This is a genomic window from Halorubrum sp. SD683, assembly GCF_002135045.1.
In the GTDB taxonomy this organism is placed as follows: Archaea; Halobacteriota; Halobacteria; order Halobacteriales; family Haloferacaceae; genus Halorubrum; species Halorubrum ezzemoulense.
Genome location: NZ_NEWJ01000003.1, coordinates 34773 through 57027 on the forward strand (window position 1 = coordinate 34773; position 22255 = coordinate 57027).

The 22255-nt window shown below is 70.2% G+C and carries 23 protein-coding genes; 17 read left to right on the plus strand and 6 right to left on the minus strand.

The genetic code is table 11. From position 1 onward, the window contains the following. Positions 1-160 precede the first annotated feature (160 nt). The 3 genes from B9G49_RS02330 (at position 161) to B9G49_RS02340 (ending at position 2132) form a co-directional block, all read left to right on the plus strand. Positions 161-544 (plus strand): hypothetical protein, encoded by a 384-nt coding sequence (locus B9G49_RS02330; RefSeq protein WP_049932220.1) that lies wholly within the window; start codon positions 161-163, stop codon positions 542-544. Next, positions 541-1188 carry an NUDIX hydrolase gene (locus B9G49_RS02335; RefSeq protein ID WP_049932223.1) on the plus strand — a complete coding sequence of 216 codons (648 nt, stop codon included), beginning with the start codon at positions 541-543 and terminating at the stop codon, positions 1186-1188. The genes B9G49_RS02330 and B9G49_RS02335 overlap by 4 nt, the downstream gene beginning before the upstream one ends. A gap of 104 nt (positions 1189-1292) precedes the next feature. Then, a complete protein-coding gene (locus B9G49_RS02340) occupies positions 1293-2132 on the plus strand; it encodes an NAD+ synthase (protein WP_049932225.1) in 840 nt (279 codons plus the stop codon). 18 nt (positions 2133-2150) lie between these two features. On the opposite strand, the gene B9G49_RS02345 is transcribed toward B9G49_RS02340, so the two are convergent. Then, on the minus strand, positions 2151-3242 hold the full coding sequence (locus B9G49_RS02345; protein WP_086215293.1) for an anthranilate phosphoribosyltransferase: 1092 nt from the start codon (positions 3240-3242) through the stop codon (positions 2151-2153). Positions 3243-3543: 301 nt separating this feature from the next. Here B9G49_RS02345 and B9G49_RS16625 point away from each other — a divergent pair, with 301 nt between their 5' ends. Then, on the plus strand, positions 3544-3702 hold the full coding sequence (locus tag B9G49_RS16625; protein WP_167373093.1) for a hypothetical protein: 159 nt from the start codon (positions 3544-3546) through the stop codon (positions 3700-3702). A 209-nt stretch (positions 3703-3911) separates the two neighbouring features. After that, entirely contained in the window at positions 3912-4970 is a 1059-nt protein-coding gene (locus B9G49_RS02350) for an Lrp/AsnC family transcriptional regulator (RefSeq protein ID WP_086215294.1), read from the plus strand. Between the two features lie 21 nt (positions 4971-4991). On the opposite strand, the gene B9G49_RS02355 is transcribed toward B9G49_RS02350, so the two are convergent. Then, positions 4992-5741: a bacteriorhodopsin gene (locus tag B9G49_RS02355; protein ID WP_086215295.1), complete on the minus strand. Its 750-nt coding sequence runs from the start codon at positions 5739-5741 to the stop codon at positions 4992-4994. A 1-nt stretch (position 5742) separates the two neighbouring features. After that, positions 5743-7419: a methyl-accepting chemotaxis protein gene (locus B9G49_RS02360; RefSeq protein ID WP_086215296.1), complete on the minus strand. Its 1677-nt coding sequence runs from the start codon at positions 7417-7419 to the stop codon at positions 5743-5745. A gap of 198 nt (positions 7420-7617) precedes the next feature. On the opposite strand from B9G49_RS02360, the gene B9G49_RS02365 reads away from it, so the two are divergent. The 3 genes from B9G49_RS02365 to B9G49_RS02375 all read left to right on the plus strand — a co-directional run bounded on the left by B9G49_RS02365 (position 7618) and on the right by B9G49_RS02375 (position 9248). Continuing rightward, entirely contained in the window at positions 7618-8433 is an 816-nt protein-coding gene (locus B9G49_RS02365; protein ID WP_086215297.1) for an aldo/keto reductase, read from the plus strand. 64 nt (positions 8434-8497) lie between these two features. After that, positions 8498-8725 carry a hypothetical protein gene (locus B9G49_RS02370; RefSeq protein ID WP_086215298.1) on the plus strand — a complete coding sequence of 76 codons (228 nt, stop codon included), beginning with the start codon at positions 8498-8500 and terminating at the stop codon, positions 8723-8725. Between the two features lie 124 nt (positions 8726-8849). Then, complete coding sequence (locus B9G49_RS02375) at positions 8850-9248, plus strand: DUF5790 family protein (RefSeq protein WP_049932236.1); 399 nt, start codon at positions 8850-8852, stop codon at positions 9246-9248. A 20-nt stretch (positions 9249-9268) separates the two neighbouring features. Here the strand turns inward: B9G49_RS02375 and B9G49_RS02380 are convergent, their stop codons facing one another. Further along, a complete protein-coding gene (locus B9G49_RS02380; protein ID WP_086215299.1) occupies positions 9269-10048 on the minus strand; it encodes a creatininase family protein in 780 nt (259 codons plus the stop codon). 176 nt (positions 10049-10224) lie between these two features. Here B9G49_RS02380 and B9G49_RS02385 point away from each other — a divergent pair, with 176 nt between their 5' ends. Then, positions 10225-10536, plus strand: a complete 312-nt coding sequence (locus B9G49_RS02385; RefSeq protein WP_086215300.1) for a hypothetical protein — start codon at positions 10225-10227, stop codon at positions 10534-10536. A gap of 46 nt (positions 10537-10582) precedes the next feature. Here B9G49_RS02385 and B9G49_RS02390 read toward each other — a convergent pair whose 3' ends face one another. Both B9G49_RS02390 and B9G49_RS02395 read right to left on the minus strand, forming a co-directional pair. Further along, positions 10583-12529, minus strand: a complete 1947-nt coding sequence (locus tag B9G49_RS02390; RefSeq protein WP_086215301.1) for an ABC transporter ATP-binding protein — start codon at positions 12527-12529, stop codon at positions 10583-10585. 196 nt (positions 12530-12725) lie between these two features. Continuing rightward, positions 12726-13004, minus strand: coding sequence for a hypothetical protein (locus tag B9G49_RS02395; protein WP_049932243.1), 279 nt, complete (start codon positions 13002-13004; stop codon positions 12726-12728). 117 nt (positions 13005-13121) lie between these two features. Between B9G49_RS02395 and rnz the strand changes: the two genes are divergently transcribed. The 8 genes from rnz to lpdA all read left to right on the plus strand — a co-directional run bounded on the left by rnz (position 13122) and on the right by lpdA (position 22173). Then, positions 13122-14054 carry a ribonuclease Z gene (gene rnz, locus B9G49_RS02400; RefSeq protein ID WP_086215302.1) on the plus strand — a complete coding sequence of 311 codons (933 nt, stop codon included), beginning with the start codon at positions 13122-13124 and terminating at the stop codon, positions 14052-14054. A 304-nt stretch (positions 14055-14358) separates the two neighbouring features. Continuing rightward, entirely contained in the window at positions 14359-15285 is a 927-nt protein-coding gene (locus B9G49_RS02405; RefSeq protein ID WP_049932247.1) for a replication factor A, read from the plus strand. A gap of 1 nt (position 15286) precedes the next feature. After that, entirely contained in the window at positions 15287-15919 is a 633-nt protein-coding gene (locus tag B9G49_RS02410; protein WP_049932248.1) for an RPA family protein, read from the plus strand. A gap of 238 nt (positions 15920-16157) precedes the next feature. Then, positions 16158-16562: a CopG family transcriptional regulator gene (locus B9G49_RS02415; protein WP_049932250.1), complete on the plus strand. Its 405-nt coding sequence runs from the start codon at positions 16158-16160 to the stop codon at positions 16560-16562. A gap of 350 nt (positions 16563-16912) precedes the next feature. Then, entirely contained in the window at positions 16913-18016 is a 1104-nt protein-coding gene (gene pdhA / locus B9G49_RS02420) for a pyruvate dehydrogenase (acetyl-transferring) E1 component subunit alpha (protein WP_049932323.1), read from the plus strand. Then, a complete protein-coding gene (locus B9G49_RS02425) occupies positions 18017-19003 on the plus strand; it encodes an alpha-ketoacid dehydrogenase subunit beta (RefSeq protein WP_007345778.1) in 987 nt (328 codons plus the stop codon). A gap of 87 nt (positions 19004-19090) precedes the next feature. Beyond that, on the plus strand, positions 19091-20746 hold the full coding sequence (locus B9G49_RS02430; protein WP_086215303.1) for a dihydrolipoamide acetyltransferase family protein: 1656 nt from the start codon (positions 19091-19093) through the stop codon (positions 20744-20746). Next, positions 20746-22173, plus strand: coding sequence for a dihydrolipoyl dehydrogenase (lpdA, locus tag B9G49_RS02435; RefSeq protein WP_086215304.1), 1428 nt, complete (start codon positions 20746-20748; stop codon positions 22171-22173). Before B9G49_RS02430 ends, lpdA begins: the two co-directional genes overlap by 1 nt. The last annotated feature ends 82 nt before the right edge of the window (positions 22174-22255 follow it).

Sequence of the window (22255 nt, forward strand, 5' to 3'; positions counted from 1 at the left end):
GAACAGGGCGGCCTCGGGCTAAAACGCGTCGCCGCCCTCTCGCCGTGAGTCGCCGCCGTCGCGGTCGCGTCACCGCGAGTCGTCACCCACGCGGTCGCGTCCCGCCGACCGCGGTCCGGTCGGCCGAAACCGGTATTCCCCGCGGGACCCTACGGCGACCATGCGCCGGGTCACCCGGAACCTCCTCATCGCCATCGTTCTCGTCGTCGTCGCGCTGCTCGCGCTCGGCGCGCTCCCGAGCTACCTCGGGAGCGGCGACCCCTACTACCTCACCGTCGAACCGATCGAGACGAACGGCACCGCCGCCGACGTGAACAACGTCTCCGACCGCCGGTACCCGTACCTGATCGGTGCGATAGAGAGCCCTGACGGGCGCTCCGACGGCTACCAGGCCGGGCCGTACGGGATGAAAGAGTGGTTCACCCACACCCCGTTCGACGAGGTCGACGCGCTCACCCAACAGGTGCCGAACGCCTCGACTGAGACCGGCGTGCGGGTGCGCCGCGGCGGCGAGGTGTACCACGCCGAGGTGGTCCGCCCGTGACGGACGAAGACGGGGCGCCCGGCGCGGACGAGGGACCCGCCGGCGCCGACGCGCCGGCCGCCGACCTCCGCGAGCTCCCCGCGTTCTCCGACGGGCGCAACCACTCGCTGCCGGGCGAGCCCGAGTGGCCGGTGGAGGAGGTCGTCGTCGAGTACGACGAGGGGTGGTTCGTCGGCGGTTACGACCGCGTCGAGCAGCCCGACGGCACGGAGAAGAAGTACTACTGGGCGGAGCTGTCGCCCGCGACGGTGATCGTCGCGGTCGCCGACGACCGGGTGCTGTTCGTCGAGCAGTACCGGCCCACCGTGCGGAACACGCAGCTGGAGCTCCCGGCCGGAATCGTCGAGTCCGGCGAGTCCTACACCGAGGCCGGTGCGCGCGAACTCGCCGAGGAGACCGGCTTTGCGCCGTCCTCGACGTCGCTGCTCCAGGAGGTGTGGTGTTCGACGGGCGTGTTGCGCCACACGCGCGGCTACGTGTTCGCCGAGGGGTTGGAGCCGGTCGATGTCGACCACGACAGCAACGAGTTCCTCGCGCCGCGAGCGGTCCCGGTCGACGAGGCGCTGGACATCGCCCGGGAGCCCCCGACGAACGACGCGACGCTCGAAGGGCTCCTGCTCGCCGAGCGCGAGGGGCTGTTGTAGGCGACCCCTCCGGGCGTCCGCCGGCGACCGGACAGAACCCGACACGCGTCCAGTTCACGGGGCCAACGCGGAGGTATTAATCGCTGCGGCCCCTCAATAGACGTATGAGCCACGCATCGGAGCAGTCGGTGTTGCTGTCGGACGACCCCCCGCTCGACCTCCGCCTCTCGGACGACGAACTTGCGGCGACCCGCGAGCGCATCGTCTCGTTCATCCGCGACGTCGTCGACGACGCGGGCGCCGAGGGGGCGGTCCTCGGCCTCTCGGGCGGTATCGACTCGACGCTCACCGCCCACCTCGCGGTCGAGGCGCTCGGCGAGGACGGCCTCCACGGCCTCACGATGCCCTCGGCGGTGAACGACGCGGACGTGATGAGCGACGCGGAGCGCGTCGCCCACGACCTCGGCGTCGAGTACGACGTGATCGAGATCCAGCCGATCGCGGAGGCTTTCTTCGACGCGGTCCCGGAGGCCGCGACGGACCAGATGGCGGCCGGGAACGTCTACGTCCGCACCCGCGCCGTGTTGAACTACTTCGTCGCTAACGCCGAGAACCGGGTCGTCCTCGGCACCGGGAACCGCGCCGAGGCGATGACCGGCTACTACACGAAGTACGGCGACCAGGCGGTCGACTGTAATCCCATCGGCAACCTCTACAAACAGCAGGTGCGCCAGCTGGCCGCCCACGTCGGCGTCCCCCGCGACCTCGTGATGCAGGAGCCGACCGCGGGGATGTGGGAGGGCCAGACCGACGCCGAGGAGATGGGGCTCGACTACGACACCGTCGACGCCATCCTCGCGGTCCACGTCGACGGCGGACTCTCGCGGTCGGCGACGGTCAGCGAACTCGACGTGCCCGAAGAGGCCGTCGACCGCGTGGTCGACCTCCACGAGCGCAGCGCCCACAAGCGGGCGATGCCCCCGGCGCCCGCCCGCGAACTGTAACGCCCGCGTCGCGCCCCTTCAGAACTCCCGCATCGCTTCGAGCACGTCGTGCGCGGAGCCGTCGTCGATGGCCTCGCGGGCGGCGTCGAGACCCTCCTCGATGGAGTCGGCGTCGCCGCCGGCGTAGATCCGAAGCGCGGCGTTGACCGCGACCGCGTCCGCGAAGGCGCCGTCTCGCTCGCCCGCCAGCACCTCCTCGGTGATCGCGGCGGAGTCGGTCGCGACGTCGTCGACCGCGAGGTCGTCTTCCTCGAGGTCCATCCCGTACTCCGCGGTCTCGATCTCGAAGTCGTCGAAGGACGCGCCCTCGCTGCCCTCGCCGTCGTCGCTCGACGCGTCCCACTCGGCGACCTTGGTGTAGCCGGGGCGTACGTCGTCGTACCCCTCCATGCCCTGGAACATCAGGACGCGGTCGAGGTCGTGGAACTCGCTTTCGATGAACGTGTCGACCACCTTCTTCGCGAACGCGAGGTGGTAGAAGGAGCCGAGGTGGACGGACGCGCCGGCGGGGTTCGCCAGCGTCTCGACGGTGTTGACGAACGACCGGACGCCCATCTGGTCGCGCCGGTCGAACAGGTCGTCGATGGCGGGGTTGAACGCGGGCTGGTAGTAGAAGCCGAAGCCGGTCTCGTCGACCATGTCGGCTGAGTCGGCGGGGGTCAGCTCCGTGTGGACGCCGAGCTCGTCGAGGACGTGTTTGTACGCGTCCTGCTTCTGCGTGGGCACGCGGTCGCCCGAGTGGACGACGACGGGAGTGCCCGCGGCGGCCGCGACCGCGCCCGCCGCGACGCCGAGGATCGCCGTCCGTCCCTTCCCGTCGTAGTTCGCGCCGCAGTCGACGGGGTCGGCGTCGGGTTCGGCGTACTCGACGCGGTCGCACATCACGTCGACGTACGCACCGAGCTCCTCGGCCGTGTTCCGCTTCCAGCGGTTCGAGAGCCAGAACGCCCCGAGCGTCGTCGGGTCGGGCTCGCCCGCGAGGATGCGCTCGAACGCCTCGGTCGCCTGCGCGCGCGTCAGGTCGTCGGCCGACTTGTGGCCGGAGCCGCAGACCTCGGTCATCAGCCGCTTGAGGGGCCAGTCGCCGAACTCCTGAGTCGCCTGAGCCATACGCTCCGTTAGGCTTCTCGCACGAAAAGTCCCCCGTTCGACTCCCGCACCGCGGGAACGAGAAGGACCGCCTCCGCCCTCCGACTCGACGCGGCAACACCGCGCGCGAGCGATGAGCCGGGACGGCGCGACCGCTCTCGCCCGATCTGTGGTACTCACTCACACAGTACAAATGGACGAATGTCTTGTTCTGTGAGGATATATGTGAACAAGCGCTAAAATTGCTCTGTAAGTGTGCCGTATCAGGATCAAAATAGCGTTAGAGTTATATGCTTGTCCAGATAGTTAGCGATCGTACCCGATGACGTCCAAATCCGTCGCTACCGCGCTCACGCTGTATCGGTCCCGCACGCTGACGCTCGAACAGGCCGCGACCGTCGGCGGCTGCTCGACGGCGCAGTTGGAGAAGAGCGCCCGGGCGTTCGCGCCGACGCCCGGCGAGGCCCCCGCCGACGACTGAATCACCGTCGCGACGCCCGGCGAGGCCCCCGCCGACGACTGAATCACCGTCGCGACGCCCGGCGAGGCCCCCCGCCGACGACTGAATCACCGTCGCGACGCCCGGCGAGGCCCCCCGCCGACGACCGACGCTCCACCCCGAACGTGGTGTCGCCCTGACGATCGGCGCCCTCCGAAACCCGTACGTACACTCCGCCCCAAGCGTTTCCAATGAGTTTGGACGCCGACTGGCGGGCCGACCTCGACGCGGTCGACGCGGCCCTCATCGACGAGTACCAGAGCGGCTTCCCCGTCGAACGCCGTCCGTTCGAGCGGGTCGCCCGCGAGATCGCGGCCGAGACGGGCGTCGCGGTCGACGCCGACGACCTCCTCGACCGCGTCCGCGACCTCCGCGAGCGCGGCGTGTTCCGCCGGTTCGGCGCGGTCCTCAACCCGCCGGTCATCGGCTCGTCGACGCTCGCGGCGGTGCGCGCGCCGGACGACCGGTTCGACGAGGTCGCCGAGGTGATCAACGGGTACCGGCAGGTGAACCACAACTACCGCCGCGACCACGAGTGGAACCAGTGGTTCGTCGTCACCGCGGGCTCCCGCGAGAAGCGCGACGAGATCCTCGCGGAGATCGAGGAGCAAACCGGCTGCGAGGTGCTGGCGCTCCCGATGCTCACGGACTACTACATCGACCTTGAGTTCCCCGTAGTCAACGCCGACCGGTTCGCGCGGGAGTCGCTCGACCACACCGACGTCTCCGCCACCCGCATCTCCGAGGACGCGCGCGGCGACCTGAGCCCGCTCGAAGCGGACCTCCTCTTGGCGATCCAAGACGGCTTCCCGCTGTCCGCGACCCCCTACGCCGACGTGGCGAACGAGATCGACGCGCCCGTCGACGACGTGCTCGCGGCGGTCGAGCGCCTCCTCGCTGACGGCTGTATCAAGCGGATCGGTTGCGTCGTCAACCACGTCGTCACCGGCTTCACGAACAACTGTATGGTGGTCTGGGACGTGCCGGACGAGGAGCTCGACGAGCGCGGCGAGGCGGTCGGCAGCCTCCCGTACGTCACGCTCTGTTACCACCGCCCGCGTCGCCCCGACCAGGACTGGGAGTACAACCTGTTCACGATGATCCACGGTCGGGAGGCGGAGGCGGTCGACGCGAAGATCGACGAGCTGGCGACCGACCACCTCCCGTTCGACCACGAGCGACTCTACTCGACCGAGACGCTGAAACAGACCGGCGCACGCTACGAGGACCTCGTCGCGGACGACGCGTAACGCAGGAAAAATCTCCGCGGCTCAGTCGTCGCCGAGGGCGGCCGTCCGCTCCTCTGCCGCCGAGTCGGCGGCGGCGAACTCATCGGCGCCGAGGCGGTCGAGCGCGTCCGCGCCCGCGACCGCGATGACGACGAAGCCGACCTTCGAGACGATGTCGAGGTAGACGAACACGAGCATCTCCGTCGCGGACGTCAGCAGGCCGAAGCCGGTGGGCGCGAGCAGCCACACGACCGGGTACAGCGTCCACAGCACCACGGTGATGTTCCGCAGCGTGCCGAAAACGGCGCGGACCCGGTCGCCCTCCGCCGATGCCGACCGCGGGAGCGCGACGAGCAGCCCGTAGACGAGCGCGAGGTACGCGGCTCCGCCGACGGCGAAGGCGGCCCACGACACCGCTCCGCCGGTGGCGGCGGCGGTGACCCCGCCGGCGATGACCACCACGTCGACGCCGATCAGCCCGGTGAGCACCCGTCGGGACGGGCGGGCGAGCAGCCCGAGGTAGAGGAGTATGAGCGGCGTGGTCACGAGCCAGTCGACGTACCGGACGACCTCCAGCTCGCCGGCCGCCGTCGACAGCGTGCCGACGCCGAGCGCCATCGCGAGGTACGCGAGCGCCGCGACGCCGGTGACGCCGGCGAGGGTCCCGTAGTAGACGCCGTGCGACTCGTCGGTCGCCGACGATCCGGAGAGCCACGCCCACAGCGGGGGAACCGTTCCGGCGCCCATCGCGAGCGCGCCGATCCACGCCCAGACGGTGGTGTCGACGAGCATCTCAGTTCACCCCCTCCCCGGCGGGCGCGTCGTCGCCCCCGCCGCGCGAGAAGTCAAACTCGCTCCCGTCGCCGTCGCCTCCCCCGTCGGGGACGGCGGTGGCGCCGTCGGCCGCCGCGCCGCGGCCCGTCCCGTCGCCCGCGGCGCCGAGACCGTCGCCGGCCACGAACTCGAAGTCGTCGACCGCGTCGCGCAGCGCGAGCGCCCGGTCGGAGAGCGACCCGGCCGCGGTCTCGACCGCCCCGAGAGTCCGCTCCTGCTCGTCGACCGCACCGGTGACGTCGCCGGCCGCGCTGGCCGTCTGCGCGCTGATCGCGGAGACATCCTCGACGTGGCCGACCACCGCGTCGACGGAGTCGGCCTGCGTCTCCGTCGTCCGGGTGATCTCGGTCATGCTCGCGTCGGTGCGCTCGGAGGCCTCCGCGAGGCGTTCGAGGGCGTCGATCGAGGTCTCGACCGTGTCGACGCCGGCCGAGATCCGCTGTTCCGTGCGCGCCATCGCGTCGGCGCCCGTCTCCGCGCGCTCCTGGACGGAGCGGATCCGGGCCTCGATCTCGCTCGCCGACTCCTGGGTCTCCTCGGCCAGCGCCTTCACCTCCTCGGCGACGACCGCGAAGCCGGCGCCGTCGGCCCCGGAGCGGGCCGCCTCGATGGAGGCGTTCAGCGCGAGCAGGTTCGTCTGCTCGGCGATCTCCGAGATGGTGTCGACCACCTCGCCGATCTCCTCGACCTCCGCGGCGAGCGCCTCGACCTCCGCGGTCGTCTCCGCGGTCGTCTCCTCGACCGCGTCCATCTCCGCGAGCGCCTCCTCGGCGGCCTCGCGACCCTCGTCGCCGACCTCCGCCGCGTGTTCCGCGGTCTCCGCCACGTCGGTGACGGTGGAGGCGACCTCCTCGGCCGAGGACGCGAGGTTCTCGGCCTCGTCGGTCGCCGCCCGCAGGTCGTCGCGCTGGGTGCGCGCGCCCTCGGCGATCTCCTCGACCGCCTCGCTCACGGTCCCTGTCGTCGCCCGCAGGTCCTCCGTGCGGTCGTCGACGGTCCCGGCCACGTCGGCGGTGTCCTCGGCGACGGTCGCGACGGACGCGACCGTCCCCTCCAGCTCGTCGGCCATCTCGTTGAACGCGGCGCCCACCCGCGCCATCGCCTCGTTGTCGCTCTCGGGGTCGACCCGGCGCGTCAGGTCGCCGTCGGCGAGCGCGCGCATGGCGGACTCGTACTCGGTCGCCTTGTGTTCGACCGTCTCGGCGCGCGTGTCGGCCTCCCGTCGCGCTCGTTCCGCCTCCTCGCGGGCCGCTTCGGCGTCGGAGATCTCCGAGCGCAGCGAACCGCGCATCTCGTCGAACGCGTGGAACAGCCGCCCGATCTCGTCGGTTCGCCCGGTGTCGAGCCGCACGTCGAGCTCTCCCTCGGCCATCCGCTCGGCCTTGTCAGTCAGTTGCCGCAGGGAGATGACCGTGTTCGAGCCGACGGTGACGCCGATGAGCGCGAGCCCGATCACCGTCAACAGCGTCATCCCGATCAGTCCGGAGCGCACTTCGGCGCCCGCGGCGCCGGTCCCCTCCGCGCGTAGATAGACGATGACTCCGTACGAAACTGAGACCGCCATGACCCCGATCAGCGACAGAGCGAGCTTCGCACCGTAGCTCGATCGGACGCCCGAGGCCGATCCCTCTTGCATGTATACCGAACGGCAGAGATCCTATCGTCATAATAACTCCTCCCCGAATATTACCAGTGATACTCTGCTCGCGGTCGACTCGGGCGGTACCGGCGGCTCGGCGAGCGGAAAGCGAGCACGTGCGCGAGGCCGCCGGGCCTGACACCCCGATCCGCCGGGACCGGTACGTTGAGGGCGTCGCCGCCCGCACGGACGCGCATGGCGACCGCCTTCGACAGACTCGGATACGGGACGTACAAGCTGGCCGCCGGCGAGGAGTGCGCGGCCGGCGTCGCCCACGCGATCGAGACCGGCTACCGCCACGTCGACACCGCCCAGGGGTACGACAACGAGGCCTCGGTCGGCGACGGGATCGACCGGAGCGACCGCGACCGCGAGGACCCGTTCGTCGCGACGAAGCTCTCGACGGACAACCTCTCGTACGACGACGCGGTCGAGACCGCCCGCGCCAGCCGCGACCGGCTCGGTGTCGACTCGATCGACCTGCTGTACGTCCACTGGCCGATCAACACCTACGAGCCCGCGGAGACGCTGCCCGCGCTCGACGACCTCGTCGACGACGGGGTGATAGATCGGATCGGGCTCTCGAACTTCGAGCCCGACGAACTCGACGAGGCGCTCGACCGCCTCGACCACGACGTGTTCGCCCACCAGGTGGAGTGTCACCCCCTGCTTCAACAGGAGCGGCTCCGCGAGTACGCCGTCGAACACGACCACTGGCTCGTCGCCTACTCGCCGATCGCGCGCAACCGCGTCGCCGAGGTCGACGCCCTCCGAGAGATAGCCGCGGCCCACGACGCGACCCCGGCCCAGGTGAGCCTCGCATGGCTGCTCTCGAAGGAGCGCGTCGCGCCGATCCCGAAGGCGGCCGACTTCGGCCACGTCGAGGACAACTGGGCGGCCCGCGAGATCGACCTGACGGACGAGGAACTCGCCCGGATCGACGCGCTCGACCGCCGCGAGCGGATCGTCGACTTCGAGGAGGCGTCGTGGAACCGAGACCGATCTCCGTAACGCTCAATACCGGTATTGTGGCCTCATAGTCGGTTTAACGAGTATTCGGATCGAATCCCCGCCCGTGCCGGACCCGAACTCGCGGACCGACGCCGGCCCGCCCGCCGGCGGCTCCCCGAGCGCCGACTCGGACCCGGACGGCGAGTCCGGTCTCCGCGACCGTCCCGCCCTCCTCGCGGCGACGCCCGGGACGGACGCGGTGCTCGATCAGCTCCGGACGCTCGCGGTCCTCGCTGGCCTTCTCGCCCTCCTCGTGACGCTGATCGCCGTCGAGCTGCTCGTTCGCATCTGAGCCCGCCGGCCGACCGAAACTGAACGCGAGACCCGCCCGATCCGGCACCCGACCCGTCCTCTCCGTCGGTTTCACTTCCGCTTTCGGGCGCGTTTTTAAAAGGCGCGGGCGAGACGGGTCCGGTATGGGCCAGTCCACGTTCGATGACGACGACTTGTTCGGCGAGGCGGCCGCGGAGACCCGCGCGGAGGTCGAAGATCACCTCGCCGCGGCGCGCGAGGAACTCCCGGACCCGGACGCGGTGTGGGAGACGGACGCGGACAACGTCCTCGGCGCGCTCAACGGACTGAAATCCGCGCTCGACGCCGGCGACGCCGTCGACAGCGTCCGCTCGGCGAAGAAGGCGTACGTCCTCGGCGAGCGCGCCGACGCCTTCGAGGACGCCGCCGACCTGAAAGCGGAGATCGAGGAGCTCGAATCGCTCGTCGGCGACATCGAGAGCGCCGCCGACGAGGTCGCCTCCCTCACCGGCACCGTCCCCGCGATCCGCGGGGCGCTTCAGGACGCGGCGGACGAGGAGTAACCCTCCGCTCCGGCCGCGCCCTACGTCGACTTCCGGTCAGCGACCGCTTCCGCCAGCGCCGCGAGCGCCGCGCTCGCGCGGTCGAGCAGGACCGCGCCCCGCTCGGCGTCGCCCTCCCGCGGGTCGCCGACGACGCCGTTGTCGGTGAACTCGGCAGAGTCGTGCGCGAGGTTCACCCCAGACACCCACTCGCCCCACCGGTCGGCGGCGCCCGCGCTCGCATCGTCGACCCGCTCCTCGCGGACCAAGTCCGGATTCGTCGCGCGCAGCAGCGCCGTCTCCAGCGGGCCAGCGTGACCCATGTCGCTCGCGTGGTCGCCGACCGACTCGAACCACGTGAACGCCACCCCGTACCCCGCGTGGGCGTCGTCGCGCGAGAAGCGGCGGGCGACCTCCGCCAGCGCCTCGACGTTCCCCCCGTGCCCGTTGACGAACACGACGCGGTCGACCCCGTGTGAGACCAGCGACTCCGCGGACTCCCGGACGTACGCCCGGAACGTCTCCGGGGAAACCCACATCGTCCCGTCGAAGGCGCGGTGCTCCTCCGCGACGCCGACCGGGATCGGCGGCGCGACCGCGACCTCCCCGCGGTCCGCTCCCGGCTCGCCGCCCGACCCCTCGTCGTCCGTTCCCGTCTCCTCGTAGGCGTCCGCGCTCGCCTCTGCGACCGCGACGGCGTTCAGCGCGTCGGTGCCGAGCGGGGCGTGCGGCCCGTGCTGTTCCGTGCTGCCGACCGGGAGGAACGCGACGTCGACGTCGGCGTCGCGAACGTCGGTCCACGTGACCTCGCTGAGGCGCATACCGACGCCTCGGTGGCCGGCGTCGTATAGCCGGCGGTCATCGCCGATGCCGAGTGGTCACCGTCGGCGTCTGGTGGTCGCCGCGGCGCAGGGGCGGTCGACCGCTCGCGAGACATGGGCGCTCGCCCCGCGGCCGCTCCCGGGGTATTATGACGCTTCCCGCGGATCGCGGCTCCATGAGCGGTGACAACGCGGATCACGATACGGGGGCACACGACTCGGCTCCGGCCGTGACGTTCGGCCCGCTGAAGCGGGCGCTCCGCGAACACCGCTATCCGGTGACCGCGGCGGAGTTGATAGAGCAGTACGGCGCCGCGACGTTGGAGATGCCGACGAGGACGGCGCGGCTCGACGGGCTGCTCGAAGGGCGCGAGGAGACGCAGTTTCGGGATCCGTCGGAGGTCCGCGAGGCCGTTCTCGATGCGCTCGGGCACGCCGACGCGCCCCCGGAGGCGGCCGCCGACGAGTGGACGCGGCTTCCGCGGTGACTCTTCGGTCGAGCCCCGCCCCGTTCCGCTCGGCGCGCGGCCCCGATCAGTCGTCGTCGGTATCGGCCTCTTCGACTATCCGCGCCGTGCGCTCCTGCGCGCGGTCGATGAACTCCTGCGGGAGCTCGTCGATCTCCCCCGCCTGAACGCCCCAGAGGTGCGCGTACAGCCCGTCGTTGTCGAGCAGCTCGTCGTGCGTCCCCCGCTCGGCGATCTGCCCGCCCTCCAACACGAGGATCGTGTCTGCGTCCTTGATCGTCGAGAGCCGGTGGGCAATCGCGAACGTCGTCCGATCGGCCGTCAGCCGGTCGAGCGAGCGCTGGATCAGCATCTCCGTCTCCGTATCGACGTCGGAGGTCGCCTCGTCGAGGACGAGGACGTCCGGGTCCTTGAGCACCGCCCGCGCGATGGTGACGCGCTGGCGCTGCCCGCCGGAGAGCTTCACGCCGCGCTCGCCGACCATGGTGTCGTAGCCGTCGGGGAGGTTCTGGATGAACTCGTGCGCCTCGGCGGCCTCGGCGGCCTCGCGGACCTCCTCGTCGGTGGCGTCGAAGGTACCGTAGGTGATGTTCTCGCGGACCGTCCCGTAGAACAGGTACGAGGACTGCCCGACGTAGCCGATCGAGCGACGGAGCGACTTGAGCGTCACGTCGCGGACGTCCTGTCCGTCGATCTCGATCGACCCCTCGTCGGCGTCGTACATCCGGAGGAGCAGCTTGAGCACGGTCGACTTCCCCGCGCCGGTCGGGCCGACCAGCGCGAGCGTCTCGCCGCCCTCGACGGCGAAGTCGACGTCCTCGACGATCGTCTCGTCGTCGTAGCCGAAGGAGACGTCGTCGTACACCACGTCGCCGTCGCCGACCGTCAGGTCCTCCGCGCCCGGGTCCTCGGCGAGCCGCGACGGCTCGTCCATCAGCCCGAAGATCCGCGCGGAGGAGGCACGGGCGCGCTGGTACATGTTGATGATCTGCCCGAACTGCGCCATCGGCCAGATGAACCGCTGGGTGTAGAGGATGAAGACGACGAACATCCCCACCGAGAGCTCGCCGGTGAACGGTCCCGGCGGCGTCTCCTGGAACACCCAGAGGCCGCCGATGATGAACGTCACCACGAAGCCGACTCCGGCGAGCACGCGGAGCCCCGGGAAGAACTTGATCCGGGTCGTGATCGCGTCCCAGTTGGCGTCGAAGTAGTCCATCGACACGTCGTCGACGCGGTCGGACTCGTACGGCTCCGTGTTCGACGACTTAATCACCTGGATGCCGCCGAGGTTGTTCTCCAGCCGGGAGTTCATCTTCCCGACCGACGAGCGGACCTCGGCGTACTTCGGCTGGATGATCCTGATGAACAGGTAGGTGAACCCGCCGATGATCGGCACCGGCAGCAGCGCGACTAAGGCGAGCTGCCAGTTGATCCAGAAGAGGAGGACGCCGATGCCGACGACCATCACCGACAGGCGGAACAGGGAGTTCATCCCGTCGTTGAGGAACCGTTCGAGCCGGTTCACGTCGTTCGAGAGGATCGACATCATCTCCCCGGTCTGCTTGTCGGAGAAGAACTCCATGTTGAGCCGCTGCATCTTGTCGTAGGTGTCCGTCCGGACGTCGTGCTGGATGTTCTGGGCGAAGGCGTTGAACCCCCAGTTCCGGATCCAGTGGAACCCGGCCCCGATCCCGAACGCGCCCCCGATGACGGCGATGGTGAACCAGAACTGCGCGGTCTGTCCCGTCGGCAGCCACGCGTCGGGGAGGACGACGAGCGGGATCTGCTCGCTGAACAGGGCGTCCTCGTAGAACACGGCGTCGATGGCGATCCCGAGCATCAGCGGCGGGAGCAGGTCGAGCAGCCGCGCGAAGACGCTCGCGAACACCCCAACGGTCACCTGCGGGACGTAGTCGCGGCCGTACTCGACGAACAGCCGCTTCATCGGATTCTCTATCTTGTCCCGCTGCTCCTCGAAGGGATCGTCGTCCTCCCATTCGACGCCACTCATCACGACTTTGTATCAGGTAGGCGGGCAAATAGGTTTCCTTCGAACCGAAATACGTCGGCAGAAAACGCCGGTAACACCCGTTCGATCGGGTGATCTCTCCCGGAACCACCGCGGTCACCGGCGTCGGCGCAGCGGTCGACCCGACGGTCAGTCCGGCGCCCGCGGCGACCTCGGTCACGCCGACCGCGCGCCGGGCTCAGAGCTCGCGCCGCTCGACGGCGGTGTCGATCCCGGCCTCGTCGAGGTCGTCGCGCACACGTCGCCGGAGCGGGTCCGGCACCCCGTCCCGCGGGACCGGCGTCGCCGTTCCCTCCTCGTCTTCGTCGGTCGGGACGGACCAGTAGAGGACGTGGCCCGTCTCGGCGTAAAACTCCACCGCGTACCGGTCCCGGCCCCCCTCGTAGTGGACGCGGGCGGCCGCGCCCTCCGCGCGCCACCCCTCCTGTCTGACCAAGGCGGCGATCGGCTCTCGCATGGTCGCTCTCGGGCGGCCGGACTCATGTGGGTGTCGACCGATCGGCCGCCCGCCCGATCCGGCGCCCTCCTCCCCCGCATCGACACCGGTTTACAACCGCCGACCCGATGAGTCGCCATGTCTCTTCGCGTCACGTTCCTCGGGACGGGCGGCGCCGTTCCCACCGTCGAGCGCGCGGCCAGCGCCGTCTTCGTCAACCGCGAGGGCGACCGCTTCCTCTTCGACTGCGGCGAGGGCACGCAGCGCGAGATGATGCGCAGCGGCACCGGGTTCGCCGTCGACCGCGTGTTCGTCTCGCACCTCCACGGCGACCACGTCCTCGGCATCCCCGGCCTCGTCCAGACGCTCGGATTCAACGACCGCACCGACCCGCTGGCGATCCACTGCCCGCCGGGGACCGGCGGGCACCTCCACGACCTGGTCCACGCGGCCGGCCACGACCCCGCCTTCCCGATCCGGATCGAGCCGGTCGCTCCCGGCGAGGTCGCCCACGAGACCGACGAGTACGAGATCCGCGCGTTCGAGACGGAACACCGCACCGTCTCGCAGGGGTACGTCCTAGCGGAGGACGACCGCCCCGGCCGGTTCGACCGCCCGAAGGCGGAGGAGCTCGGCGTCCCCGTCGGGCCGAAGTTCGGCCGCCTCCACGAGGGCGAGCCGGTCGAGGCCGAGGACGGCACGGTCGTTGAGCCGGAGCAGGTCGTCGGCCCGCCGCGTCCGGGCCGGAAGCTTGTCTACACCGCGGACACGCGCCCGCGCGAGTCGACGGTCGAAGCGGCCGCGGACGCCGACCTGCTCATCCACGACGCCACCTTCGCCGACGACATGGCCGACCGCGCCCGCGACACGGCTCACTCGACCGGCGGCGAGGCGGGGTCGATCGCCGACCGCGCGGACGCGAAGCGGCTCGCCTTGGTCCACATCTCCTCGCGCTACGCCGCCGACCCGCGCCCGATCCACCGCGACGCCCGCGAGGCGTTCGACGGCGAGTGCCTGCTCCCCGACGACGGCGACCTGATCGAGGTGCCGTTCCCCGACGCCGACGAGTGAGGGTCCCGAACACCCGTTCCTCCGTTCGGCTCGTCCCCCTCCGTGCTACCGCAAACCGTGGGACGGTTCCACTCGAAACGGCGCCCGCGCACGGCTGACGCGCGTCTGACGCGGCCGCCGCCGCACCGGTGTCTTCCGAGCATCTGATCCGCGGTCAGTCCGGCGCCGATCCGGAGAACTCCGGAGAGAAGCGCGCTCTCGACGGATACGTTCACTTTCACCGCGGTCACGGGCGTTTTAATACGGTGAGGAACCAACGGCCGTACGCCTCCCAGTGAAACAAGACCGGAGGCGGAGACACCCCATGAGCGAACTGCGACAGGAAGCGGAAGCGATAGCGGAACAGTTCTCGGACCACACGGACGTCGACCCCGACGACGTCGAGGAGCGCCTGACGACGCTGGTCGACGAGTACCGCGTGCCGCTCGACGAGGCGAGCCGGAGCGTCACCAACAGCTACCTCGAAGACGCCGGGATGGAGCGCGACGAGCTCGGCCGCGGCGGCAGCGAGGAGGTCCTCGTCAACGACATCGACGAGGACGAGCAGTGGGTGGACCTGCGCGTCGAGCTGGTCGACCTGTGGGAGCCCCGCAGCGACTCCATCTCGCAGGTCGGGCTCCTCGGCGACGAGTCGGGCACGATCAAGTTCGTCGCCTTCGAGACCTCCGACCTCCCCGAGCTGACGGAGGGACAGGCGTACGAGCTCTCGAACGTCGTCACCGACGAGTACGAGGGGAGCTACTCGGTGAAGCTCAACCGGACGACCGGTATCACCGAGATCGACGAAGCGATCGAGGTCGGCGACAACGCCGACACCGTCGAGGGCGCGCTGGTCGACATCCAGTCCGGCTCCGGGCTGATCAAGCGCTGCCCCGAGGAGGACTGTACGCGCGTCCTCCAGAACGGGCGCTGCTCCGAGCACGGCCAGGTCGAGGGCGAGTTCGACCTGCGGATCAAGGGCGTCCTCGACGACGGCGAGACCGTCACCGAGGTCATCTTCGACCGCGAGGCCACCGAGGATCTCACCGGCATGACCCTCGAGGAGGCCAAGGACATGGCGATGGACGCGCTCGACACTACCGTCGTCGCCGAGGAGATGGGCGAGGACGTGCTCGGGCGCTACTACCGCGTCACCGGCCCGACCTTCGGGCGGTACGTCCTGGTCGACGAGATGGAGGACCCCGGCACCGTCGACGTTGAAAGCGCGCTGATCGAAGCGAGGTCGATTTGAAATGAGCCAGTCAGCCCCCACCCGAGAGGTCGCCCGGCGCGTGTTCGCGAGCGAGTTCAACGACGCCGGCTACACGTTCACCGAGTCCGACGACGAGCGGGCCCCCGTCTACGCGCTGCTGCCGACGGGCGAGTCCTCGAACCGCGTGTTCTTCGTCGGCACCCTCACCGAGAAGGAGGACGTCGGCGAGGACAGCGAGTACTGGCGTGGTCGCATCGTCGACCCGACGGGCACGTTCTTCGTGTACGCCGGCCAGTACCAGCCCGAGGCCGCTTCCAAACTCCGGGACCTGGAGCCCCCGGCCTACGTCGCAGTCGTGGGGAAACCCCGGACCTACGAGACCGACGACGGCACGGTCCGAGTGTCCGTCCGCCCCGAGTCGATCACCGAGGTCGACGCCGCCACCCGCGACCGCTGGGTCGCGGAGACCGCCCGCCGTACCGTCGAGCGCGTCGCCGCGTTCGACGACGAGGGCAACGAGTACGCGCGAATGGCCCGCGAGGAGTACGACCTCGACCCCGAGACGTACAAGGCCGCCGCGCTGTCGGCGTTAGAGGACCTCGACGAGAGCGGCGACGAGCTCGCCGGCGACGCCGGCGACGAGCCGGACCCGGCCGGGACGCCCGAGCCCTGACCGGCGACGGCCGACCGCCCCGACGAACCGGACCCGGCCGGGACGCCCGAGCCCTGACCGGCGACGGCCGACCGCCCCGACGAACCGGACCCGGCCGGGACGCCCGAGCCCTGACCGGCGACGGCCGACCGCCCCGACGAACCGATCGGGCGCGTCACCCCGTAACGACTCACTTTTCGCCGTTTCTTGCGACTGTCTGACAAACCATTAAGTGATCCGCGCGCCCACGTTTCGGGCGATGGGCAACAAGAACAAGACCATCTCGTTCCGCGTCAACGAGGACGCGTTCGAGGCCCTTCGCGACATCGCCGAGGAGCGGGACATCTCGCTGTCGGCGGTGTTCCGAGACTACGTGGACGCGCTCGTTGCCCACGACGGCCAGGTCCGGGTCGTCCCGGAGTCGGAACTGGCCGACGCGGGCGACGACGGCGAGCCGTTTCCCCCGAAAGTCGAGGTTCCGAAGAGCTTCGTCCGGGAGCACGAGCGGCTGGAACTCGAGGCCGAACACCTCCGGGAGCAGCTCGAAGAGCACAAGCGGTACGTCAATCACCTCCGGGAGCAGCTCGAGGACGAGGACGACGACGTGATCCAGCTCGAAGACCTCGACGGCGAGCCGGACGAACCCGCTTTCCGCCTCGGGTAGCCGCCGATTCCTTCCATTTCCACCGCTCCGTCGATCCGGGAGAGACCCGTCCACCGTTGAGCTACGGCGCCGTCCGCTCCGACCGTCCGCGACGTTCGGACCGCACTTCGATGACGGTCGGACGCGCGGACGAAAACCTTCCTGTTCGTCCGTTACTAACCGCTGAACCGCCCATGTTGGCGAAAATATTGCCGTGATGCTCCGAGTTTGTTCAGAAACGTCCGATTCTCGACCCGTCTGATGGACGGTCTCTCAGAGCGACGCCGCTATTTCTGAGTATACTAAATTATTTACGAAAACGATATTACCCGGGCGGTGAAGGGATCCTACATGCGAAGGTGGGTTCGACCGTGAACGTGTTCGATAGGGCGTACGACGATACGGTTCGCGTCCTCGACGAGGACGGCGAGGTCGTCGGCGACGTGCCGGACCTCGACGACGAATCGCTCGTCGACATGTACAGGCACATGCGGCTGGCGCGTCACTTCGACGGCCGCGCGGTGAGCCTCCAGCGACAGGGGCGGATGGGGACGTACCCCCCGCTCTCCGGCCAGGAGGGGGCCCAGATCGGCTCGGCGTTCGCGCTCGACGACGACGACTGGATGGTCCCGTCGTACCGCGAACACGGCGCCGCCCTCGTCCATGGGCTCCCGCTGAAACAGACCCTGCTCTACTGGATGGGTCACGAGGACGGCAACAACGCGCCGACGGACGTCAACGTCTTCCCGGTCGCCGTCCCCATCGCGTCGCAGATCCCCCACGCGACGGGCGCCGCGTGGGCCTCGAAGCTCCGCGGCGAGGACGACGCGTTCGTCTGCTACTTCGGCGACGGCGCGACGAGCGAGGGCGACTTCCACGAGGGAATCAACTTCGCCGGCGTGTTCGACACGCCGACCGTCTTCTTCTGTAACAACAACCAGTGGGCGATCTCCGTTCCGCGAGAGCGCCAGACCCGGAGCGCGACCCTGGCGCAGAAGGCGGAGGCGTACGGGATCGACGGCGTTCAGGTCGACGGCATGGACCCGCTGGCGGTGTACAGCGTCACGGAAGCGGCCTTAGAGAAGGCGCGCGACCCCGAGACCGACCGGCCGCGGCCGACGCTGATCGAGGCGGTCCAGTACCGGTTCGGCGCGCACACGACCGCCGACGACCCGACCGTCTACCGCGACGACGACGAGGTCGAGCGCTGGAAGCGGAAGGACCCCATCGACCGGCTGGAGTCGTACCTCCGGGACGAAGGGGTCCTCGACGACGAGCGCGTCGCGGAGATCGAGTCGACGGTCGAGGCCCGGGTCGCGGACGCGATAGACGAGGCTGAATCGATGGCGCGCCCCGACCCGCGCGAGCTGTTCGAACACGCGTACGCGGAGCTTCCGCCCGAGCTGGAGCGGCAGTACGAGGAGTTCGCCGCCCTGCGCGACGAGCGCGGCGACGCGGCGTTCCTGGAGGAGTAAATGACCGAGACACAGAACCTCACGCTGGTACAGGCGATACGAGACGGACTACACACCGAACTGCGCGAGGACGACGACGTCGTCGTGATGGGGCAAGACGTCGGGAAGAACGGCGGCGTCTTCCGCGCGACCGAGGGCCTGTTCGACGAGTTCGGCGGCGACCGGGTGATCGACACGCCGCTGGCCGAGTCGGGCATCGTCGGCACCGCGGTCGGGATGGCCGCCATGGGGATGCGACCGGTCCCGGAGATCCAGTTCTCCGGGTTCATGTACCCCGGCTTCGACCAGATCGTCTCGCACATGGCGCGGTTCCGGACCCGCAGCCGCGGGCGGTTCACGCTCCCCATGACGCTACGTGCCCCCTACGGCGGCGGGATCCGCGCGCCCGAACACCACTCCGAGTCGAAGGAGGCGTTCTACGCCCACGAGGCCGGGCTGAAGGTCGTCATCCCCTCCACGCCGTACGAGGCGAAGGGGCTGCTCGCGGCGTCGATCCGCGACCCCGACCCGGTGATATTCCTCGAACCGAAGCTGATCTACCGGGCGTTCCGCGAGGAGGTCCCCGAGGAGCCGTACACGGTCCCCATCGGCGAGGCGGCCACGCGCCGCGAGGGCGACGACGTGGCCGTCTTCACCTACGGCGCGATGACTCGCCCCACGCTGGAGGCCGCCGAGACGCTCGGGGAGGAGGGGATCGAGTGCGAGGTCGTCGACCTCCGCACGATTTCCCCGCTCGACCGCGAGGCGGTCGTCGAGGCGTTCGAGAAGACCGGTCGCGCGGTCGTCGTTCACGAGGCCCCCAAGACCGGCGGGCTCGCGGGCGAGATCACGGCGATCCTTCAGGAGGAGGCGCTGCTGTACCAGGAGGCGCCGATCGGCCGCGTCACCGGCTTCGACGTGCCGTACCCGCTGTACGCGCTGGAGGACTACTACCTCCCGTCCGCCGCCCGCATCGAGGACGGAATCTTGGAGGCGGTCGAATTTTAAGATGTCCGGCAGAGGTACACCCATGAACGCCGAGGACCGGCGCACGACGGCAGAGGGGAGACGCCCGACCGCCGAGGGGGGCGACGAATGACGGTCGAGGAGTTCAAACTGCCCGACGTCGGCGAGGGCGTCGCAGAGGGCGAACTCGTCAGCTGGCTGGTCGCGCCCGGCGACCGCGTCGAGGAGGACCAGCCCGTCGCCGAGGTCGAGACCGACAAGGCGCTCGTCGAGGTGCCGTCGAGCTACGACGGCGTCGTCGAGGAGCTGTTCGCCGAGGAGGGGGAGATGGTCCCCGTCGGCGACGTGATCATCTCGTTCCGCGTCGACGAGGATGGCGAGGCGGCCGCCGGCGACGACGCGGAGGCCGAACCGGAGCCGGAGCCCGACTCGCCCGACGAGTCGGCGTCGGAGCCGACCACCGAGGCGGCCGACGCCGAGCCCGACACGCCCGCCGGACGCACCTTCGCGCCGCCGTCGGCCCGCCGGCTCGCCCGCGAGCTCGGCGTCGACGTCGCGGCCGTCGACGGGAGCGGCCCCGGCGGCCGCGTCACCGAGGCCGACGTGCGCGCCCACGCCGAGGGCGACGCCGGGGCCGCCGACGCGGGCGCCCCGGACGACGGCCCCGAACCCCGTCCCGCGCCGACGCCGACCGATACCGGCCCCGACGGGCGGAAGTCCGCGGTCAGCAAGCGTGGCGCCGACGACGGCTCCGCCGACGCCCCGGCGACGCCCGCCGGCGGGCCCGACCCCGCGGGCCGGGAGACGACGCTCGCGACGCCCGCCACGCGGAAGGCCGCGCGCGACCGCGACGTGGACATCGACGACGTGCCGACCGACCAGACCCGGGACGGCGAGGCGTTCGTCACGGCCGAGGCCGTGAACGCGTACGCTGACGCGCTGGAGTCGCCCGCGTCGACGCCCGAGCCGGAACCGGTCGAGACGGGCCCGCGCACGGAGCCCGCCGTGACCGCCGGCGACGCGTCCGAGACGAGCGCTCCCGCGTCGGGCGACGAGACCGTCCCGTACCGCGGCGTCAGGCGCACCATCGGCAAGCAGATGGAGCGCTCGAAGTTCACGGCGCCGCACGTCACCCACCACGACACCGCCGAGGTCGACGCGCTCGTGGAGGCCCGCGAGGAGCTGAAGCCGAAGGCCGAGGCCGAGGGGGTGAAGCTCACCTACATGCCGTTCGTGATGAAGGCCATCGTCGCCGGGCTGAAGGAGTACCCGTACCTCAACAGCGAGCTCCGGGAGGACGACGAGGAGATCGTGTTGAAAAGCGAGTACAACCTCGGCATCGCGGTCGCGACCGACGCGGGTCTCATGGTTCCCGTCGTCGAGAACGTCGACGAGAAGGGGCTCTTCGAGCTGGCCGACGCGGTGAACGACCTCGCCTCGCGCGCCCGAGAGCGGAAGCTCAAGCCCGCGGAGATGCAGGGCGGGACCTTCTCTATCACCAACTTCGGCGCGATCGGCGGCGAGTACGCCACGCCGATCATCAACTACCCCGAGACGGCGATCCTCGGGCTCGGGGCCATCGAGGAGCGCCCTGTCGTCCGCGACCACGCGGACGTCGAGTCCGAGTTCCTCGACGACTCGGACGACTCGACGGTCGTCCCGGCGCCGACGCTCCCGTTGTCCTTATCGATCGACCACCGCGTCGTCGACGGCGCGGTCGCGGCCGAGTTCGCGAACACCGTCATGGAACACCTGGAAAACCCCCTGCTGTTACTCAACGAATAATGGTCGTCGGAGATGTCACCACGGGAACGGAGGTACTGGTCATCGGCGCGGGGCCGGGCGGCTACGTCGCCGCCATCCGCGCCGCACAGGAGGGGCTCGACACGACCCTCGTCGAGAAGGACGCCTACGGCGGCGCCTGTCTCAACCGCGGCTGTATCCCCTCGAAGGCGCTGATCACGGGGAGCGGGCTCGCCCACGAGGCCGGCAACGCGGAGTTCATGGGCGTCCACGCGGACCCCGCCGTCGACATGGGGAAGATGATCGAGTGGAAAGACGGCGTCGTCGACCGGCTCACCGGCGGCGTCGAGAAGCTCTGTAAGGCGAACGGCGTGAACCTGATCGAGGGGACCGCCTCGTTCGTCGGCGAGGACACCGTCCGCGTCGCGCACGGCGGCGACGGGCAGGGCTCCGAGACGCTCTCGTTCGAACACGCGGTCGTCGCGACCGGCTCGCGTCCGATCCAGATCCCGGGCTTCGAGTTCGCCGAGGACCACGTTTGGAGCTCCGCCGACGCGCTCGACGCCGACACCGTCCCGGACCGGCTCGGGATCGTCGGCGGCGGCTACATCGGGATGGAGCTGGCGACGACGTACGCCAAGCTCGGGGCCGACGTGACGGTCGTCGAGATGCTCGACGACATCCTCGACCCCTACGAGGACGACGTGAAGCGGATCGTCCGGGAGCGCGCCGCGGAGCTCGGCGTCGAGTTCAACTTCGGCGAGGGCGCGAGCGAGTGGTCGGAGGCGCCCGACGGCGGGTACCTCCTCCACACCGAGACGGAGGACAGCGAGGAATCGACGTACGGCGTCGACAAGATCCTCGTCGCGGTCGGCCGTCAGCCCGTCACCGACGGCCTCGACGTAGCGAACGCCGGTATCGAGACGGACGACCGCGGCTTCATCGAGACGGACGATCGCACGCGCACGGCGGTCGAGCACATCCACGCCGTCGGCGACGTCGCGGGCGACCCGATGCTCGCGCACGCGGCCTCGAACGAGGGGATCGTCGCCGCCGAGGTGATCGCCGGTGAACCCGCCGCGCTCGACCGACAGGCCGTCCCCGCCGCGGTGTTCACCGACCCCGAGATCGGGACGGTCGGGATGACCGAGGCCGAGGCCGAGGACGCCGGCTTCGATCCCGTCGTCGGCGAGATGCCGTTCAACGCCTCCGGCCGGGCGATGACGACCGGCCACACCGAGGGGTTCGCCCGGATCATCGCCGACGAGGAGACCGGATTCGTCCTCGGCGGGCAGATCGTCGGACCCGAGGCGTCGGAGCTGATCGCGGAGGTCGCGCTCGCGGTCGAGATGGGCGCGACCCTCGAAGACGTGGCCGCCACCGTCCACACCCACCCGACGCTCGCGGAGGCGGTGATGGAGGCCGCGGAGAACGCTCGCGGGCAGGCGATCCACACGCTGAACCGCTGAGCGGCCCGTCTTCGAGACCCCGGGTCGGCGCCGTCGGCGACTCGACGCTCCCGCGCGGAGTCAGGAGTGGCCGCGAGGCGAA

Excerpts from the sequence above, each read along its gene's own strand:
- B9G49_RS02330 (WP_049932220.1), top strand. The coding sequence starts at position 161 with ATGCGCCGGGTCACCCGGAACCTCCTCATCGCCATCGTTCTCGTCGTC.
- B9G49_RS02340 (WP_049932225.1), top strand. The coding sequence starts at position 1,293 with ATGAGCCACGCATCGGAGCAGTCGGTGTTGCTGTCGGACGACCCCCCG.
- B9G49_RS02345 (WP_086215293.1), bottom strand. The coding sequence starts at position 3,242 with ATGGCTCAGGCGACTCAGGAGTTCGGCGACTGGCCCCTCAAGCGGCTG.
- B9G49_RS16625 (WP_167373093.1), top strand. The coding sequence starts at position 3,544 with ATGACGTCCAAATCCGTCGCTACCGCGCTCACGCTGTATCGGTCCCGC.
- B9G49_RS02350 (WP_086215294.1), top strand. The coding sequence starts at position 3,912 with ATGAGTTTGGACGCCGACTGGCGGGCCGACCTCGACGCGGTCGACGCG.
- B9G49_RS02355 (WP_086215295.1), bottom strand. The coding sequence starts at position 5,741 with ATGCTCGTCGACACCACCGTCTGGGCGTGGATCGGCGCGCTCGCGATG.
- B9G49_RS02360 (WP_086215296.1), bottom strand. The coding sequence starts at position 7,419 with ATGCAAGAGGGATCGGCCTCGGGCGTCCGATCGAGCTACGGTGCGAAG.
- B9G49_RS02365 (WP_086215297.1), top strand. The coding sequence starts at position 7,618 with ATGGCGACCGCCTTCGACAGACTCGGATACGGGACGTACAAGCTGGCC.
- B9G49_RS02375 (WP_049932236.1), top strand. The coding sequence starts at position 8,850 with ATGGGCCAGTCCACGTTCGATGACGACGACTTGTTCGGCGAGGCGGCC.
- B9G49_RS02380 (WP_086215299.1), bottom strand. The coding sequence starts at position 10,048 with ATGCGCCTCAGCGAGGTCACGTGGACCGACGTTCGCGACGCCGACGTC.
- B9G49_RS02385 (WP_086215300.1), top strand. The coding sequence starts at position 10,225 with ATGAGCGGTGACAACGCGGATCACGATACGGGGGCACACGACTCGGCT.
- B9G49_RS02390 (WP_086215301.1), bottom strand. The coding sequence starts at position 12,529 with ATGAGTGGCGTCGAATGGGAGGACGACGATCCCTTCGAGGAGCAGCGG.
- B9G49_RS02395 (WP_049932243.1), bottom strand. The coding sequence starts at position 13,004 with ATGCGAGAGCCGATCGCCGCCTTGGTCAGACAGGAGGGGTGGCGCGCG.
- rnz (WP_086215302.1), top strand. The coding sequence starts at position 13,122 with ATGTCTCTTCGCGTCACGTTCCTCGGGACGGGCGGCGCCGTTCCCACC.
- B9G49_RS02405 (WP_049932247.1), top strand. The coding sequence starts at position 14,359 with ATGAGCGAACTGCGACAGGAAGCGGAAGCGATAGCGGAACAGTTCTCG.
- B9G49_RS02410 (WP_049932248.1), top strand. The coding sequence starts at position 15,287 with ATGAGCCAGTCAGCCCCCACCCGAGAGGTCGCCCGGCGCGTGTTCGCG.
- B9G49_RS02415 (WP_049932250.1), top strand. The coding sequence starts at position 16,158 with ATGGGCAACAAGAACAAGACCATCTCGTTCCGCGTCAACGAGGACGCG.
- B9G49_RS02425 (WP_007345778.1), top strand. The coding sequence starts at position 18,017 with ATGACCGAGACACAGAACCTCACGCTGGTACAGGCGATACGAGACGGA.
- B9G49_RS02430 (WP_086215303.1), top strand. The coding sequence starts at position 19,091 with ATGACGGTCGAGGAGTTCAAACTGCCCGACGTCGGCGAGGGCGTCGCA.
- lpdA (WP_086215304.1), top strand. The coding sequence starts at position 20,746 with ATGGTCGTCGGAGATGTCACCACGGGAACGGAGGTACTGGTCATCGGC.